This is a genomic window from Dactylosporangium sp. NPDC000244, assembly GCF_040300725.1.
In the GTDB taxonomy this organism is placed as follows: domain Bacteria; phylum Actinomycetota; class Actinomycetes; order Mycobacteriales; family Micromonosporaceae; genus Dactylosporangium.
Genome location: NZ_JBEPEH010000065.1, coordinates 34,787 through 50,680 on the forward strand (window position 1 = coordinate 34,787; position 15,894 = coordinate 50,680).

The 15,894-nt window shown below is 69.4% G+C and carries 14 protein-coding genes and 1 pseudogene; 7 read left to right on the top strand and 8 right to left on the bottom strand.

The window, feature by feature from the left end:
- Window positions 1-275 precede the first annotated feature (275 nt).
- The gene (locus tag ABT369_RS53870; RefSeq protein WP_350625816.1) at window positions 276-461 is read right to left on the bottom strand and encodes a hypothetical protein; all 186 of its coding nucleotides are present in this window, start codon (window positions 459-461) and stop codon (window positions 276-278) included.
- Here ABT369_RS53870 and ABT369_RS53875 point away from each other — a divergent pair.
- The 4 genes from ABT369_RS53875 (at window position 451) to ABT369_RS53890 (ending at window position 2,114) form a co-directional block, all read left to right on the top strand.
- A complete protein-coding gene (locus tag ABT369_RS53875; protein WP_350625818.1) occupies window positions 451-660 on the top strand; it encodes a hypothetical protein in 210 nt (69 codons plus the stop codon). The two genes, ABT369_RS53870 and ABT369_RS53875, sit on opposite strands and share 11 nt — an antisense overlap.
- Window positions 661-693: 33 nt before the next feature.
- On the top strand, window positions 694-924 hold the full coding sequence (locus ABT369_RS53880; protein WP_350625835.1) for a magnesium chelatase subunit ChlI family protein: 231 nt from the start codon (window positions 694-696) through the stop codon (window positions 922-924).
- Between the two features lie 63 nt (window positions 925-987).
- Window positions 988-1,200: a hypothetical protein gene (locus ABT369_RS53885; protein WP_350625820.1), complete on the top strand. Its 213-nt coding sequence runs from the start codon at window positions 988-990 to the stop codon at window positions 1,198-1,200.
- Window positions 1,201-1,317: 117 nt separating this feature from the next.
- Window positions 1,318-2,114 (top strand): IS5 family transposase gene (locus ABT369_RS53890; RefSeq protein WP_350625837.1). Its coding sequence is split into 2 segments (ribosomal slippage): window positions 1,318-1,654 and window positions 1,654-2,114, totalling 798 coding nucleotides; the frame shifts between segments, so codons are not numbered across the junction.
- A 6-nt stretch (window positions 2,115-2,120) separates the two neighbouring features.
- On the opposite strand, the gene ABT369_RS53895 is transcribed toward ABT369_RS53890, so the two are convergent.
- Entirely contained in the window at window positions 2,121-3,035 is a 915-nt protein-coding gene (locus tag ABT369_RS53895; protein WP_350625822.1) for an IS982 family transposase, read from the bottom strand.
- A gap of 276 nt (window positions 3,036-3,311) precedes the next feature.
- On the opposite strand from ABT369_RS53895, the gene ABT369_RS53900 reads away from it, so the two are divergent.
- Window positions 3,312-3,821 carry an IS701 family transposase gene (locus ABT369_RS53900; protein ID WP_502891945.1) on the top strand — a complete coding sequence of 170 codons (510 nt, stop codon included), beginning with the start codon at window positions 3,312-3,314 and terminating at the stop codon, window positions 3,819-3,821.
- 471 nt (window positions 3,822-4,292) lie between these two features.
- Here the strand turns inward: ABT369_RS53900 and ABT369_RS53905 are convergent, their stop codons facing one another.
- The 4 genes and pseudogenes from ABT369_RS53905 to ABT369_RS53920 form a co-directional block, all read right to left on the bottom strand.
- Window positions 4,293-4,898 carry an IS701 family transposase gene (locus tag ABT369_RS53905; RefSeq protein ID WP_502891946.1) on the bottom strand — a complete coding sequence of 202 codons (606 nt, stop codon included), beginning with the start codon at window positions 4,896-4,898 and terminating at the stop codon, window positions 4,293-4,295.
- Between the two features lie 160 nt (window positions 4,899-5,058).
- Window positions 5,059-5,334: pseudogene (locus ABT369_RS53910) on the bottom strand (transposase); the annotation flags it as partial.
- 606 nt (window positions 5,335-5,940) lie between these two features.
- Window positions 5,941-6,594, bottom strand: coding sequence for a response regulator (locus ABT369_RS53915; RefSeq protein WP_350625824.1), 654 nt, complete (start codon window positions 6,592-6,594; stop codon window positions 5,941-5,943).
- Entirely contained in the window at window positions 6,591-8,783 is a 2,193-nt protein-coding gene (locus ABT369_RS53920) for a histidine kinase (RefSeq protein WP_350625826.1), read from the bottom strand. The genes ABT369_RS53915 and ABT369_RS53920 overlap by 4 nt, the downstream gene beginning before the upstream one ends.
- Window positions 8,784-8,907: 124 nt before the next feature.
- On the opposite strand from ABT369_RS53920, the gene ABT369_RS53925 reads away from it, so the two are divergent.
- Complete coding sequence (locus ABT369_RS53925) at window positions 8,908-10,188, top strand: alpha/beta fold hydrolase (RefSeq protein ID WP_350625828.1); 1,281 nt, start codon at window positions 8,908-8,910, stop codon at window positions 10,186-10,188.
- A gap of 727 nt (window positions 10,189-10,915) precedes the next feature.
- On the opposite strand, the gene ABT369_RS53930 is transcribed toward ABT369_RS53925, so the two are convergent.
- On the bottom strand, window positions 10,916-12,571 hold the full coding sequence (locus ABT369_RS53930; RefSeq protein ID WP_350625839.1) for a SulP family inorganic anion transporter: 1,656 nt from the start codon (window positions 12,569-12,571) through the stop codon (window positions 10,916-10,918).
- Between the two features lie 1,080 nt (window positions 12,572-13,651).
- On the bottom strand, window positions 13,652-14,002 hold the full coding sequence (locus ABT369_RS53935; RefSeq protein ID WP_350625830.1) for an ArsR/SmtB family transcription factor: 351 nt from the start codon (window positions 14,000-14,002) through the stop codon (window positions 13,652-13,654).
- Between the two features lie 503 nt (window positions 14,003-14,505).
- Here ABT369_RS53935 and ABT369_RS53940 point away from each other — a divergent pair.
- On the top strand, window positions 14,506-14,877 hold the full coding sequence (locus ABT369_RS53940) for a hypothetical protein (RefSeq protein ID WP_350625832.1): 372 nt from the start codon (window positions 14,506-14,508) through the stop codon (window positions 14,875-14,877).
- The last annotated feature ends 1,017 nt before the right edge of the window (window positions 14,878-15,894 follow it).

Below are 15,894 nucleotides of genomic sequence, written 5' to 3' on the forward strand. Positions count from 1 at the left end.
CGTTGACCACGAAAGATCACCGTACGTCGGGAGGTTACGTGCTCCATCAGCACATACTCATAAATCAGACATTAGCCACTCTAACGTAAATACCCCATCGTATATGAAGTTAGGGGCGCATCTACCTGCGAATATACGACCACCCGACCGAACCGTACATCGCGACTGTACGTATCGGCAGGCGCTCCCGTCGGCATTCGACTACGCAGAGCACCGACAATCCGGGAGCGTTCACAGCACCTCAGCCAGCACGTCAGTATTACTGAAAGCTATTTTTAAACACCTAGGAATTGCGGTTGAATGAAGACCGAAAGGGCGTCCCAGCCTGCCGGATTCGGATGCACGCCCTCCTGCCGGAAATGCTCATTCGCGCTGCGCAGCCGGGTCACCTGCACGAACCAGGAGCCGGCGACGACATCACTCAGCTTCGCACCGAACGAGCCCAGGTCGTTGCGCAGCAACGCAACCTCGCCCCCGGCGGCCACACCACGACCGGCCCGGCGCCGCCGATATCTGCACCGGCTGCTGCCGCTGCTGGACCAGGCCGAAATCCGGACAGCCCTGCCGGCCGGGCCGGAGCAGCCGCTCGGCCATGGGGAGCCGTCCACGGTCGTCGCCGCCCGCGTGGCCGCCGCCCGAGCCGCCTCAGCGGCCCGTTGACACCCCACGTCACGGCCACCCAACCACGACGCCATCCTCCAGCGCAGTGTCGCCCGCATCCGTTCGGCCGACCTGGCGCCGCTGCGCGACGCGCGTGCCGCCGGGACCGTATCGGCCCGCGGCGCCACCCACATCCTGCGTCTGGCCTGGAGTCTCGCGGACCTCGCCGACCGGGGCCACCCGGGCCCCAACGAGCTCACCGAAGCCATCACCATGCTCGACCTGGCCGCCACGAACAACACGGACGGCACTGAGCACCGCTGAACGCCGGACCTGGCGGATGCCTGGCTGCGTCGATTCCCTGTCCCGCACCGGCGGCACGGACCGGTGACGGCCGGTCCGCAGACCGACATCGACGCCGGCGCAGGTCCCGGCAGCTATCACGTAGCACTCGACCATGCCGGACGAGCCGAATACCTGCACCAGTCCCGTCAGGTCGAGCAGGAGACCGTAGCCGCCGACCGCGATGAATGGATCGCCGCCTGGCAGCGCATCGCCGGCATCGAACGCTACCTGGTCAGGATCTGGCCAGCCACCTAGACGATCTATTCCAAGGTTTTAGAGTTCCTAACAAAGATGGTCGATGACCCGCTGGTGTCCTTTGTGGAGGATCGTCTATCATGCTGGGCTGTGCGGCGTGGTGAGCAGCCGCCGTGGATCGTGCCAGATGGGTTGTGGCAGCGGATCGAGCCGTTGCTGCCCAGACATGTCCCACGCGATCCGCGGCGTCCCGGTCGGAACCGGATCCCGGATCGGCAGGTGTTGTCCGGGATCTTGTTCGTGCTGCACACCGGGATCCAGTGGGAGTTCCTGCCCCAAGAGCTTGGCTTCGGCTCCGGAATGACCTGCTGGCGGCGTCTGGAGGAGTGGAACCGCGCCGGGGTCTGGCAGCAGTTGCACGAACTCCTGCTCGCCGAACTGCAGGGCGCGGGGAAGCTGGACTGGTCCCGAGCCGTCATCGACTCCTCCCACGTCCGCGCCGCTCGCCGCGGCCCAAAAGCGGTCCGAGCCCGGTCGACCGCGCCCGCGCGGGCTCGAAGCACCACCTCCTGACCGGGGGCGCCGGCATCCCCCTGGCCATCTCCTTGACCGGCGGCAACCGCAACGACGTCACCCAACTCCTGCCCCTGATCGACAAGATCCCACCGGTCCGAGGCCGCCGCGGTCGGCCCCGCCAACGCCCCGACGAGGTGTTCGCCGACCGCGCCTACGACCACGACAAGTACCGCCGAGCCGTACACGCCAAAGGCATCAAGCCCCGCATCGCCCGCCGCGGCACACCCCACGGCTCCGGACTCGGCGTCTACCGGTGGGTCGTCGAACGCACCATCGCCTGGTACCACGGCATGAAACGACTCCGCATCCGCTGGGAACGCCGCGACGACATCCACGAAGCCTTCCTCGGCCTCGCCACCTGCATCATCACGTACCGACACGTTGTCCGACTTTGTTAGGAACTCTTAGTGGTCGTAGGCGATCAGAGATCGCATGGTCGGTTGGCCGGTGTGCCAGTTGTGCCAGATCGCGGCGGTCATGGCCAGGACGCGTTGCAGCACGCGGATAGCGACGCCGGCGGGGGTCCGCCCGCCGTGGCGTTCGAGGTCGAGTTGGCCTTTGAGGGTTTGGTTGACGGACTCGATGTTCTGCCGGACGGTGCGCAGGAGTGTCCGGCCGGGGCGTGGCGGTTCGGTGTGGTATGCGGGTCGGACGACGTCGATGTTGTTGTCGTTGAGCCAGGTTTCGGTGATCCGGTCGCGGTAGCCCTTGTCCACGACCAGGATCAGTCCATCGGGGTGGTGGAACATGTTTGGCTGCAACGAGATCAGATCGATGAGGACGTCACGTTCGTCGGTCTTTGGGTTGGTGAGGGCGAACGCGACGGGCAGGCCGTGGACGGTGGTGACGAGGTGCAGGCGCAGTCCCCAGAACAGTCGGGAGTGGGAGGCGCAGTAGCCGTAGCCGGCCCAGCCGGCGAGGTCGGAGCGTTTGACGGTTTCGCGGGAGGTGCCGCACTGCACGGGGGTGGAGTCGGCGATGCGGATCGGGTGCTGCCACAGGTCGGTGTCCGCGGCGAGGATGGCGATGAGGTGGGTGAGTTGGTGGCCGAGGGCGCGGAGGCGTTTGTTGTAGCCGGGCTGTTTGGGTAGGTACGGGAAGAGATGCCCGATGTCTTTGCGGGCCCGGCGCAGCCAGCGGTTCTCGTTGTCGTGGCCGAGGAGAACCTGCAGGACTGCGACGGTGATCAGTTCGGCATCGGTGATCTGTGGCGTGATGCCGATCTTCGGCCGGTACGGGCTGAGCTCGGGTGAAGCCTTCAGTTCGTCGTCGATCTTCACGTAGAGTGCGGTGGCGAGGGTGTCCAGATCGACGTGCACGTGGCCTCCATGGTCTCGTTGCTCAGCAACGTCGATCCTGGAGGCCCTCGCCTTCGTTCGCAGCCCCATACCCCTTGGAATAGATCGTCTAGTACTCCAGCCGGACTTCCGTGCTTGACGTCTTGCCTGCTCAGCAACGGTTTTGGTGCTTGATCCGGGTCACGCCACGAGTGTTGATCGTCCTATGTAGACTGCCGCTCGTGTCGGTCGACGCGGTACCCGGCTGGATGTCGGCGTGATGATCTCATGGCGGTCCTGGCGCCTAGGTTCGGTCGGGTGGAGCCACGTCGGCAGGCCCGAAGCTATCTGCTCGGGTTGCTATCGCCGCTGGCGGACAAGAACGGCTGGACCCTGGCCGAGGCGGCCGGTGACCGGACTCCGGACAAGATGCAGCGGCTGCTCAACGCGGCCCGCTGGGACGCCGACACGGTCCGCGACGACCTGCGCGGGTATGTGGCCGGTCAGGTCGGCGACCCCGATGGGGTGCTGATCGTCGACGAGACCGGGTTCATCAAGAAGGGCAGCAAGTCCGCCGGCGTCCAGAGGCAGTATTCCGGCACCGCTGGCCGGGTCGAGAACTGCCAGCTCGGCGTGTTCCTGGCCTACGCCAGCCCGCACGGCCGAGTACTGCTGGACCGGGAGCTGTACCTGCCTCGCACCTGGTGCGACAACCAAGAACGCCGCCGTGAGGCCAGGATCGGCGACGAGGTCCGCTTCGCGACCAAGCCGGCGCTGGGGCTACGGATGCTCGCCCGCACACTGGATGCCGGCCCGCCCGCGAAGTGAGTCACCGCCGACGAGGCCTACGGGCAAGGACGGCAAATTCCGGCTGTGGCTCCAGCAGCGCCACGTCAGCTACGTCCTTGCCGTGCCGAGCAACCAGAAGATCCCGACCGAACGCGGCAGCGCCCGCGCCGACGTCCTCGCCGCCGCCGCGCCCGTCCCGGCCTGGAAACAGCGCAGCTGTGGCGACGGAGTGAAAGGACCTCGGGTCTGGCCACGCCGGCCGGGCTCTGCGCCGGCAGGGTGGCGTCGTCCGACTCGCGGTGCGACTGGGCGGTTGCCCCTTCGAGCCCTCACCAGCGGACAGGCGCTTCCACGCCTGCTCGGGAGCGCCCGCGACGAGGGTGTCGGCGCGAGCAGTACCCGATCCGGTGTGGATCGACTGGCTCCGTGGAATGGCCACCACGTAGCCGATCCCACGCAGTCCCAGGAACCGGCGGAACTTCGAGTCGCGCCCGGACGCCTCATCCGCGGTCACCTCCACGCAGCTGGTGTGTCGGCATCCAACGCCCGGCCCAACATCCGGGCGGCGAGCACCGGCTTGGTGGCGAACTCGTACTCGGCCGGAACCTCGGCATCGTCCATCCTCGGCCGATCATCAGTCCAGGACTTGGGCAGGTACAACTCCCGGTCGATCAACGCCCAGCCATTCACGGTGGCATAGGCACAGAAGACGGCCAGCCGACAGTTCTCCACCCGCCCCGCCGTTCCCGAGTACTGCCGCTGGACACCGGCGGATCTGTTGCCCTGCTTGACGAATCCGGTCTCGTCCACGATCAGCACCCCGCCAGGGTCACCCAGATGCTCGACCACGTACGCGCGCAGATCATCGCGGACCCCATCCGGGTCCCAACGAGCTGCGTTTAGCAGCCGCTGCATCTTGTCCGGCGTGGTATCCCCGGCCGCCTCGGCCAACTGCCAGCCGTTCTTACGCTCCGCCGGCGCCAACAACCCGGTCAGACACGCCCTGGCCTGACGACGCGGCTCCACCCGACCAAACCGGCCGGCCACCTGTGCAAACAGCCCATCAAGCCCAGCCACCCACGCATCGAGATCCGCACCGACCACAGTGGACACCATCAAAGCGGACGGTCTCAAACCACCGTTGTAGAATTGGTCGGATGCTGGTGGCCACGCTGATGGCCCTTCACTGTCGCTTCGAGCACGCAATTGGATTCGCTGTCCTCGGTGGCCGCCGCTGGCGATGCCCGCCCAGTCCCGGGCCAGCCGGCTGGGCTCCCGGACCGAAGCTGCCGTCACCATCCCGCGGCACGGTGATCTCGACCGCGCCGACACCGGTCAGGACCGTCTTGGCCCGGGACCCGTTGCGGGAGTTGCCGCCGTTCTTCCCGGCCGGATCGTGCTTGTCATAGCCCGGGTGGTCAGTGATTTCGCCGTCCAGCGCGGCCTCGATCACCCGCTTGGTCAACTGCTGCAACAGACCACCTTCGCCGGTCAGCTGCAGACCCGCGGCACGGGCCTGCTCGACCAGCCGGCCCACCAACTCGGCATCCACGCCCTCCGGCGTGACCGCAACTTACGAGCGCTGGACAGCGCAACCCCCAGCTCGTGCGCGATCGCTGTGTTACCCAACCCGTCAGTCGCCGCCAGGACGATCCGCGACCGCATCACCAACCCATTCGCCGTCCGCAACCGGCGGGCCCACGCCATCAACTGCGCGCGCTCAGCATCGGACAACACCGCAGCAGCAGCGACCGGATTCGGCATCCGAACACGACAACAGATAGCCGCGAATTCACGACTCAGGACACGAGACGACGACGACGGCGAGTGAGGTTGCTGGGGGATGAACTGCTCGAGCTCGGCAGCCGCCCAGTCCTGAGGGATACTTGGCGACGCCGCACACCTCGCGGCCCCCAACGGCGACGCGCCAACCCAGCCCTGGTCGACGGCGCCGAACTGGGCAACGCCATCGCCGCGCACCCCGACGACATCAAACCGCGCTCACCGAATACGAGCAGGCCATGTTCCTCACCGGTCACGATCGCCGGAGCCGGTCTGGGCGGCCTGGTGCTGGACCGCGTGCGGCCAGCCTGCGCCAAGCGCTTGCTTGGCGCAGGCTGCCGCCGCGCGCCAGGCGACCCTCCTCTCCCCCGGTCCGCTACCGGATCCCGGGACGGATCAGCCCGGCCTCGTAGGCTGCGATGGTGGCCTGAACCCGGTCGCGCACGCCGAGCTTGCTGAGGATGACGGCAACGTGGTCCTTGACCGTCGACGTGCTGATCCCGAGCGCCGCCGCGATTTCGGCGTTCGAGAGCCCGCGGGCCACCTGATGCAGCACCTGCGTCTCGCGTGCGGTCAGCCCGCGCAGGCGCTCGGCGTCGGCCGGGCCGGGGCCGGTCGCGAAGCGGTCGATGAGCCGACGCGTGACACCGGGGTCGAGGATGGCCTCGCCCGCGGCGACGACCCGGACCGCTTCCACGACCTTAGCCGCCTCCGCATCCTTGAGCAGGAACCCGGCGGCACCGGCGCGCAGGGCCGCGAACACGTACTCATCCAGCCCGAACGTCGTCAGCATGACGATCCTGGTCGCCGGCTGTCGTCGGCCGATCAGCTCGGCGGCCGCGAGACCGTCGGTGCCGGGCATCCGCACGTCGAGGATGGCCACGTCGGGGGCGGTGGACGCGGCGATCGCGGCAGCAGCCTCGCCGTCGGCGGCCTGCCCGACGACGGTCATGTCGGGCTCGGCGTCGAGGATCGCGGCGATGCCGGCCCGCACCACCGTCTGGTCGTCGGCAACGATCACGCGGATCATCGCAGCGTCTCCGGCAACCAGACGCGGACCGTCGTGCGGTCGGTGTCGAGCGTCACGGAACCGCCGGCGGCGTCCACCAGGTGCCGCAGCGGCCGCATCAGGTCGCGGCCCGGGGGCGGACGGCGGCGAACCTCCATGCCGAGGCCGTTGTTGGCGTACGTCACGACGACCGTCGCACCGTCAGTGATGAGCGCCTCGCCGGCACGGTGCGCGACCACCTCCAGCGGCGCCGGCAGTGGGCGGGGCGCGCCAAGGTAGCGCAGCGAGGACCGGCGCCGCGCCGCCAGGTCGGCCAGAGCGGCCACCGCCGGTGGTGGATCAGGCGAGTCCTCCGGCAGCCCTTGAAGAAGCTTCCGGAGCGCATGCAGGCCGGCGCGGGCCTCTTTGGCGACCTCGTCCAGCCGGCCGGCCTCGGCCGCGGCGACCGCCGACAGCGCGTGCCCACGTGCGCTGCGGCGCAGCCCATCCCCGATGCGGAACCGCTCGTGCCGCGCGGCGCTCTCCGCCCGGCGCAGCAGAGCCTCCCGTTCGCGCTGCTCGGCTGCGGCTTGCCGCGACCGACGCGCCGCCACAAACCTCCCCACCAGCCACGTGACCATCAACGGAGCCCCGAGGATGGCCGCCAGCACGGCCGCGGCCGCGATGCGGTTCCCCGTGATGTCCGGGCCGGCGCCCAGCGCTACGCCGCCGACGGCGGCCACCGCCAGCGGCGCACCGAGCGCGTAGCGGTTCGCGGGCCGATAGGCAGCCACTGCGTACACCAGCGCGAGCTCGACCCACCAGCACCACAGGAACGTCTCGGCCGGGTCCCGCCGGGTCCACCCCGCCGCGGTACACCCCAGCCAGGCGAGCAGGATCGCCAGCGCCGCGCTCAGCGCGTGGCCGGGCGCGAGCCGACGCCACGCCAGCGGCAGCGCGCGCAGGGTCAGCAGCGCGACCAGCAGCATCCCCGGCACGGGCGCGGCCAGCGGATCCGGGTCGTCCCCGCTCGGCAACAGCACCGCACCCATCGACAGGCCGAGCGCGAGGACGACCAGCGCACGGTCCCGGATCACCCCGCCGGCCACGTGCAACGCCGGGGCGCCCGGTGCCGGGTCCGAGCGGGTCGGTAGCCGCGCATGGACCCGCCAGCCCGGTCCGGCCGGTCCAGCCTCCAGGCGCCCGCCGACCGCCTCGACGCGGGCGCGCAGCCCGGCGAGGCCTCGCCCGGCGCCGAGGTCACCGGCGGCCGAGGCGCCGCCGCCGTCGAGCACGTCGACGCTCACCCAGCCCTCGCTGGCCGCGATCCGGACCGTCGTCGCGGCGCCCTCGGCATACCGCATGATGTTGGTCAGCGCCTCGCGGACGATCCGGTACGCCAGGCCCGCGACGTCCGGCGACAGGGCCGCCGCGGTGTGCTCGTACCGGACCGACGGGTGTCGGGCCACCAGCGCGTCGATTGCCGCGATGCCGGCCTCGTGGTCCGGCTCCGTTAGCACGACCAGGCGGTCCAGGTCCTCGACGGCCTGCCGCCCGGCGTGCACCGCGTGCTCGACCGCCTCCTTCCGCAGCGCCGGGTCCGCGAGACGCAGCGCCGCACCGGCAGACACGACGATCGCGGTCAGGCGGTGCGCGGCCACGTCGTGCAGTTCGGCGGCGAGTCGACGGCGTTCCTCCGCCGCCGCGAACGGCCCGAGTGCGTCCGAAGCCGACCGGAAGGCCGCCGCCGCGTCCCGGTCGACGCGGATCCGCCGCCCCAGCCGCCCGACCGCCCACACCGCGCCGCCCACGGCGCCGAGCAACAGCGCGGCACCGGCGGTCGCCCGCAGCGAGGCACCGTGCAAGGCCGCCGCCACGGCCAGCCCGAGCACCGCGGCCGCGACGCCGACCGCCGAGACCACCGCGGTACGGTGCACCACGAGCCCGTACGACGTCAGCACCACCGCGACCGGGCCGGCGACCGCGACCGTGGCGAGGCCCGCGCTCAGCGCCGTGGCGAGCACGGCACACAGCAGCGCGAGCTCGGGCGCGCGGTGCCGGTACAGCAGCGCACCGAACGCGACCACGGCGACCGCACAGACCCCGGCGAGCGGGCGCGCGTCCAGGGCGACGCCGAACCACCACGGCCCCAGCGGCCACCACAGCACCTGCGCCAGGACGACCGCCGCCGGCGCTCGCAGGTCGCGCCACGCCGGCGCCCACTGACCCATGCATCGAGCGTACGGGCAGGCTTTCGGCGGGGGCCGGCCCCCGCCGAAAGAGGGGGTGCCAGCCCCGGGCATCCCATCCGCGGGCACGACGAGAACGCCCGGCCGGCCGCTCAACATGATCCTCATGGTCCGTACCTTGCTTCGCCGTTGCGCCGGCGGCGTGCTGCTGTCCGTGGCCGTCGTCGCCGCCGCGACCGCGGGCGCCGCCGGCTTCTTCGCCACCGCCGCCGCTACCGCCTGGATCCCGCTGCTATGCGCGGCCGGGCTTGTCGCCCTGTCCGCCGTCGCCTACCTGCTGGCCCGGCCAGCGTTCGCGCTCCTCGGACGCCGGCGACAGCGGCGTGCGGCGACCCTGTTCGCGGCCGGCGTGGCCGTCGCCGTCGGCGGGCTCGCCACGGTGACCGTGTTCCGGCCCGGGCCGCACCCCGCTGCCCCGGCGCCGCCTGCCGGCGTGCGGTTCTGGAACCTGCCGACCGGGTCTCGCATCGCCTACGTCCACGCCGCCGCCACGGGTGCGCCCCGGCCCGCGCCGGTGATCTTCCTGCACGGCGGCCCCGGCACCCCTGGCGAAGGCATGCCCGCGGCCGGCACAACGCTCGCGGCCGACGGCTTCGAGGTGTACGCCTACGACCAGCTCGGCGCCGGCCGCTCCACCCGGCTCGACGACGTGACCGGATACACCGTTGCCCGGCAGGTCGCCGACCTCGACGCGATCCGCGTGACGCTCAGCGCCGACAGGCTCATACTGATCGGACAGTCGTGGGGCGGCTCGCTCGCCGCGCAATACCTCGCAGCGCACCCTCAGCACGTCGCGCGGGCCGTCTTCACCTCCCCCGGGCCCATCTGGCCGGGCGCCTACCCGGACGGCGGGGGCGGCGACCCGTGGGCCCGGCTCACCGCAGAACAGCGCAAGCGCCGCGACGACCTGTTCAGCTCACCGCGTGTCATCGCCGCGTCGATCCTGCAGACCGTCAACCCGAACGCGGCGCACGCCCTCGTCGGCGACGATGAGGCCGACGCGCTGCTGCACACCGTCGCGGTGCTGGGCAAGGACGCCGCCAACTGCCCAGGGGGGCCACCGGCGAAGGTCCACGACAACCACCAGGGGTACTACGTCAATCAGCTGACAGTCGAGGACTTCGCGCACGTGCCAGACCCCCGGCCGGCGTTGCGACAGCTGCAGGTGCCGGCCCTCATCATGCGCGGCGAATGCGACTTCGTGCCGTGGGCGCAGACATATGAGTACCGGCGCACATTCCAGCAGGCGACGCTGGTGTACCTACCACACACCGGACACAACCTCGAAAGCGGTCAACCAGACGAGTACGTCGCGCTGCTGCGCGCATACCTGCGCGACGAGCCGCTCCCGCTGCCCGCATACACCTCCGCCGACCCACCCTCGTGAACCATACCGGGGCACACCGGGACTACCGCCGGCCGAGCGGGCGGTGCACCAACGCGGGCGGGAAGTTCGCCTACACCAGCGGCGTGCGCTCCAGCGTCTGGAACCGCGCCCTGAGCTCGGCGGCGAAGTCCCGCGGCAGCTCCGGACGGAGCGGGCCGGTAGCAGCGCGCCGGCCGCCCCGGGCTCGTCGCCGACGACCGGCGTGCCGTTTGCGGATGCGTCGGCTGGCCGGATCCGCCCCAACGGTCTGCCACGATGCGATCGGGTCACACCCGGGCCGCCGAGCCTCATGCCCGTACGGCGTCAAATGCAGCGCCGTCCGCTCCGCCCGACCTCCCGTGCGGCGGCAGCCCGACAGCGGAGCGCTTTCTCGCGTACATCAACGCTTCCGGACCTGGCGCGCCGCTCGTGCAGATGCTCAACGACGCATCACAGATCACGGCAGACGCGCTCGTCACCTCGTGCCAGGTCATCGTCCTCAACAGGGACGAAGGCGCTCGGCCGGGGACACGTGCGGGCGCGTTGGGCACGCTGCGGTGCTCTACCGGGCCAGGTGCGACCCGCGCGCCACGGTGCGGCAGTCATGACCCGGTGCCGTCGCCGCCCTGGGCGAGCTGCTCGTACCGCTCCCAACCTCGGCCCTCATCGACTAGAAAGCGAATCTTCTCCTGAGATTTGAGTCATCCGGAGCTTCAAGGCCGTACTGCTGGCCTCGCCGACCATCGGCTCATCGAATGGAGGCCAGCCCGATGAGGTGCGTGCGGGCGTATTTGATCGCGGACGGCGTATCCGGGAAGATCAACCCTTCACGGCGCAGTTGCTCGGCGACGCCCAGCGTCGCAAGTACCTGGTCGTGGCCGGCCACGATACCTGACAGCAGCACGGTGGTCCCGCGCCGCTGCAGACGGGTGATGGCGTCACCCAGAACGCGGGCGCCGGTCGCGTCAATCGTGGACACCCGCGACATCCGCAGGATCACCACACGGACGTCGGCGACCTCGGACAGTTCGATCAGGAAGTGGTGGGCGGCTGCGAAGAAAAGCGGACCGTCGAGGCGGTACGCGACGATATGCTCCACCAGCAGTTGATGCTCTTCGGCGCTGTGATCACCAGCTTCCAAAGGAACCTGCTCCAGCCGGGCAGTACGTGCCACCGCCCGCAGCGCGAGCACAACCGACACACCGATGCCCACCAAGACGGCCGTGACCAGGTCAAAGACGACCGTCACTACCAAGGTGAGGGCGAGCACCACAGCGTCGCCGCGCGTCGATCGGGCCAAGGCGATCAGGGCGCTGGCCTCGACCATCCGCACGGTCGTAGCCAGCAACACCCCGGCCAGGGCGGCAAGCGGAATCCGGGACACTAGCGGCGCTGCGGCCAAGACGATCGCGGCGAGCGCCACCGCGTGGGTGAGTGACGCCAGCTTCGACCGCGCCCCGGCTCGGACGTTGACCGCCGTCCGGGCGATCGCGGCGGTCGCCGGGATACCGCCGAACACCGGGGCAGCCAGATTCGCCAATCCCTGGCCGAAGAGTTCCCGGTCTGGGTCATGCCGTTCACCAACGCTCATCCCGTCAGCCACTGTCGCCGACAGCAGGCTCTCCAGCGCGGCCAAGGCCGCGACAGCCAACGCGGACGGCAACAGCGTCCCGACAGCTGCGGGATCCAGAAACTTCAACGATGGCGCCGGCAATCCGGCCGGGAGGGTACCGATTCGCGTCAGCCGAATCGGTGCCCACTCAGCCAGCGCGGTTGCCGCCGCAACCGCCAGCAGCGAGAACGGCACCCCGGGACGCCACCGCGCGCCGAGCAACATCACCGCCGCAACACCAACGGCAACCGCGACGGAAGCAGCATGAGGGTGGTGGATGAACCGTGCCAGCGCGTCACCGGCGACCGCCCATACCTTCTCGCCATGCGCATCGGCGACACCCAAGGCCGCCGGCACCTGCTGCAGGGCAATCACAATCGCGATCCCCGCAGTGAAGCCTTCGATCACCGGCGTGGGCAGATATCGCACGTACCGACCGAGGCGCGCCACCGCCAACCCGAGCAGCACCAAACCCGCCATCACGCCAACCATCAACACACCAGCCGCGCCGAACTGCTGAATCACCGGCACCAGCACCACGGTCATCGCGCCGGTCGGCCCGGACACTTGGAGGTTCGACCCCCCGAACACCGCGGCGACCGCACCAGCCACCACGGCAGTGACCAGTCCGGCCTGCGCACCGAGCCCAGACGTGACACCGAAAGCCAACGCCAAAGGCAACGCCACCACAGCCACTGTCAGCCCAGCAACGAGATCGGCGCGCGGGCTACGTCGCACCGCTTCCCAATCCGACCGCTTCGGCAGTAGACCGGTCAACCGCGCAGTGGCCATCCGGAGCGTCTCAGCGGTCACCAGTCGAACCCGCCCGCCTGCACCTGAACCGACAGCCCGCCGTGGCCGGCCAGCGCCAGGTGCAGCACCGACGGTTCAACCATTAACGGTTCGGCAGCACCGGGCCTGCTGTGCATTGACGGAACTGGCCCTCTATCTCGCAACGACACCGCCGACTCCGCTGTCCGCACCATAGCCACCAAGAACGCACGCGCCAGCATCGCCCACCCCGCCCCTCCGCTTCGCGAGCAACGACTTTAGCAGTTGCGAATATTGTACATTCGTTAACTGCCTGCTTTGCGGTGCACGAGGACCGCCGCCATCGGCATCTCCTCGAAGCGACCACGGCATGGGCAGATCAGAACCTGAAGCTCTCCCGGCGTCTGGGCCGGCGCACAGTCCAATCGCAGTGGCTCTCAACGGCCGGCGGCCGCGGCCAGCGCGTCGACACCCTCGCCGACAGCCCCGACGCCAGGGCGGCTTCCCCCGTCGCCGCGATGCATCTCGCCAGCTGCGGACTACTGCTCGACCGCCGATGCGATCATGCCTTGGAAGTCACTGATGCGCGTGATGACGCCGCTGATGTCGTGGAATGCCGTGCTAGCGGTGGGAGTGTCGTTCCGGCCTCGGTGGCCACGACGGTGAAGCCCTTACCAGCTTCACCAGGTACCGGTGGGCAACGCCCTGCACCTCAACCGGCGCAACGGATCGGGCGCAATCGGACCTTGACGCCGAGCCGTTGGCAGATACCTGCGCGCCGATAAGGCCGCAGCCGTTTCGGCGGCAGCCCGCCGCGGCGACGGAGCAGGCATCAGACCCGCTGACAGGAAGCCATGTCTCGTAGGGGCGTGGCATCGACACGCCTCCTGCGGCAACGCGAAGTCATAGCCGCCGGAGGATGGCAATCTCACCGACAGTCGATTCACGCGCGATGCTGTGTCGCCGCAACGCGCCGAAATAACCGTGCGGTCGAGTTCTCGGTCCACACGGTCGATACGGACGACACAGGCCCCGGGGGCTGATGCGATGACCTGCGTCACCTTGAGCGCCACAGGGCATACCGGGCGCTCCGTACCGCCACTACCTCGTCGAAGGCAGTGAGGCCGATGCGCGGAGATCTGCCAGCAGTCCAGCCTGGCCAGACAAAACGCCTGTCAGGATCTTCCGAGCCACAGCGAGCAGCTCAGCCACGTCAGGGCTGGTTAAGGCATAGAAAACCGTTGAGCCTTCCTTGCGGGACACGACGAGGTTGGCCCGACGCAACACGGCCAGTTGCTGCGACAGGTGCGCTGGCTCGATTCCGACTTCGGGCAGCATCTCCGATACTGCATGTTCCCGTTCACTGAGCAATTCCAGCACCCTGATGCGGGCAGGGTGAGCCAGCGTCTTGAAGAATTCGGCCTTCAGCTGATACAGCGGCGGGCTTGCCACATTCACCCCTTCGCGGCGCTTGGACGCGGTCCGACCAACGGGCCACCGTCAGCTTGTTCATGGGCAGCGGTACAACCCGATACGAAGTCTAGCAAGTCATCGTCAAGCCGCCCCACGACGAGAGCGCAGGTAGAGCGCCTCGCGTCGCCGCCGATGCAGCGCCCTGGAACCGCCGGATGGCGAGCCAGCACCAGCGACTCGCGCTTCGCGCACGCCGGGCAACGTTCCGCAAGGCACGGGCCAGGCCCCCCATCAGCGTACTTCGGAATGTTAGCAGTTGCGAATAGCGGCAAGTCGTGCTGATATACCAACAGATCCGACGCTTGCCGCCGCCTAGCACCACCGTGTCCGGCAACCCACCAAGCACACCGATAGAGATTGCGCACAGGGCCAAGGTGCCGCCGGCGGGCTTTAGCTCGCAGGTGACACTGGCCCACCGACCGTCAGCGAGCAAGGTCAACTAGTCCTGCCCAGGACAGCGCCACAGCGACTGGAGGCTCAGCATGCCCGACCTGGACGTCGCCCTCAAAGCGGCAATGCAGATCGAAGGCGCGATCGGTGCAGCCGTCGTCGATTGCACCAGCGGAATGGCACTCGGCACCGCCGGCGGAGGCAGAGACCTCGACCTCACCGTCGCAGCGGCCGGCAACTCCGACGTAGTCCGGACCACGCTCCGCGCTCAGGAAATGCTTGGCGAGCAGAGCATCATTGAAGACATCCTCATTACACTGGGCGAGCAGTACCACCTGATTCGGCCACTGGCCAGGCGTGCAGGCCGCGACCTGTTCGTGTATCTGGCCTTGAACAGGCGACGTGCGAATCTCGCCATGGCCCGCCACCAGCTGCGCGACATTGAACAGACCCTAGAGCTGTAGATGGCGTAGCGTCGCACCTCCGGCGCCGAGCCGTCTCCCCCTGGCGGGAGCTCCACAAGTGCGATCGACTGATCGTGGGCAGGAGAGCTCCCGTGGCCAAAGCGGGGCGTACGAGTCGTCATCCCTTGGTAGTGCTTGCCTCGAACCCCGTGCAAGCACCACCGACGAGAAGCGGCCCCAAAGTTGTCTGCTGTTGCCGATCAGCCGGTCGCGGAGAGAATCGGCGACGACGGGGTCTGGGAACAGCGGAAACCCAGTCCTACGGTGCGCGGTTGGCAGTCCGGCGGTGCTGCATGGTGACGGTGCGGCCTCAGCCATGTGGGCGGTGCCACGGTTCGTGAGTTCGCTGATCGAGGCGGGTGTCGCGGGTGCCGCCCGGCCGGCCTGCCCCCGTTGCGGCCGGGTGGTGCGGCTGCAGAAGTGGTACGAGGGGGTGCGCATCTGCCCGCGCTGCGACCAGCTTCGCGCCGTGCCGTGCATCCGTTGCGGACCGGTCCGCGAGGTGCACGGCCGCGACGCCGAAGGCCGGCCGATCTGCTCGACGTGCCGCCGCCGCGAGCCAGGCCGGGGCGAGCCGTGCAAGGGGTGTGGCCGCACCCGGGCGGTTAGCGTTCGCACCGCTGACGGACCGAGGTGCTCGTCCTGACGACCGATCGCCGTCGGTGTCTGTGCGTTGTGCGGGCGGACGGCGCCGTGTAAACGGTCGGTGCTGACCGGACGCCTGCGCTGCCGGGCGTGCACCGCCCGGCTACGCCGGTGCGGCGGGTGCGGCGAGGTGCTGCCGATGCACGGCGGCACCGCGGACGATCCGCGGTGCGCCATCTGCACGGCGGCCGACGCCGGACTGCCGCCGCGGCGGTGGCAGAATTGCCCGGGCTGCGACCAGCGCGGCGTCGCCGCGGGCCTGTGTGCCCGCTGCCACCTAGTGCTCCGAGTCGCTGATTCGTTGATAGATTGACGGTATGGGTGACGGTCGTGGTCCGAAGTTGGCGGTGCTGGAGCTGACCGCTGAGGAGC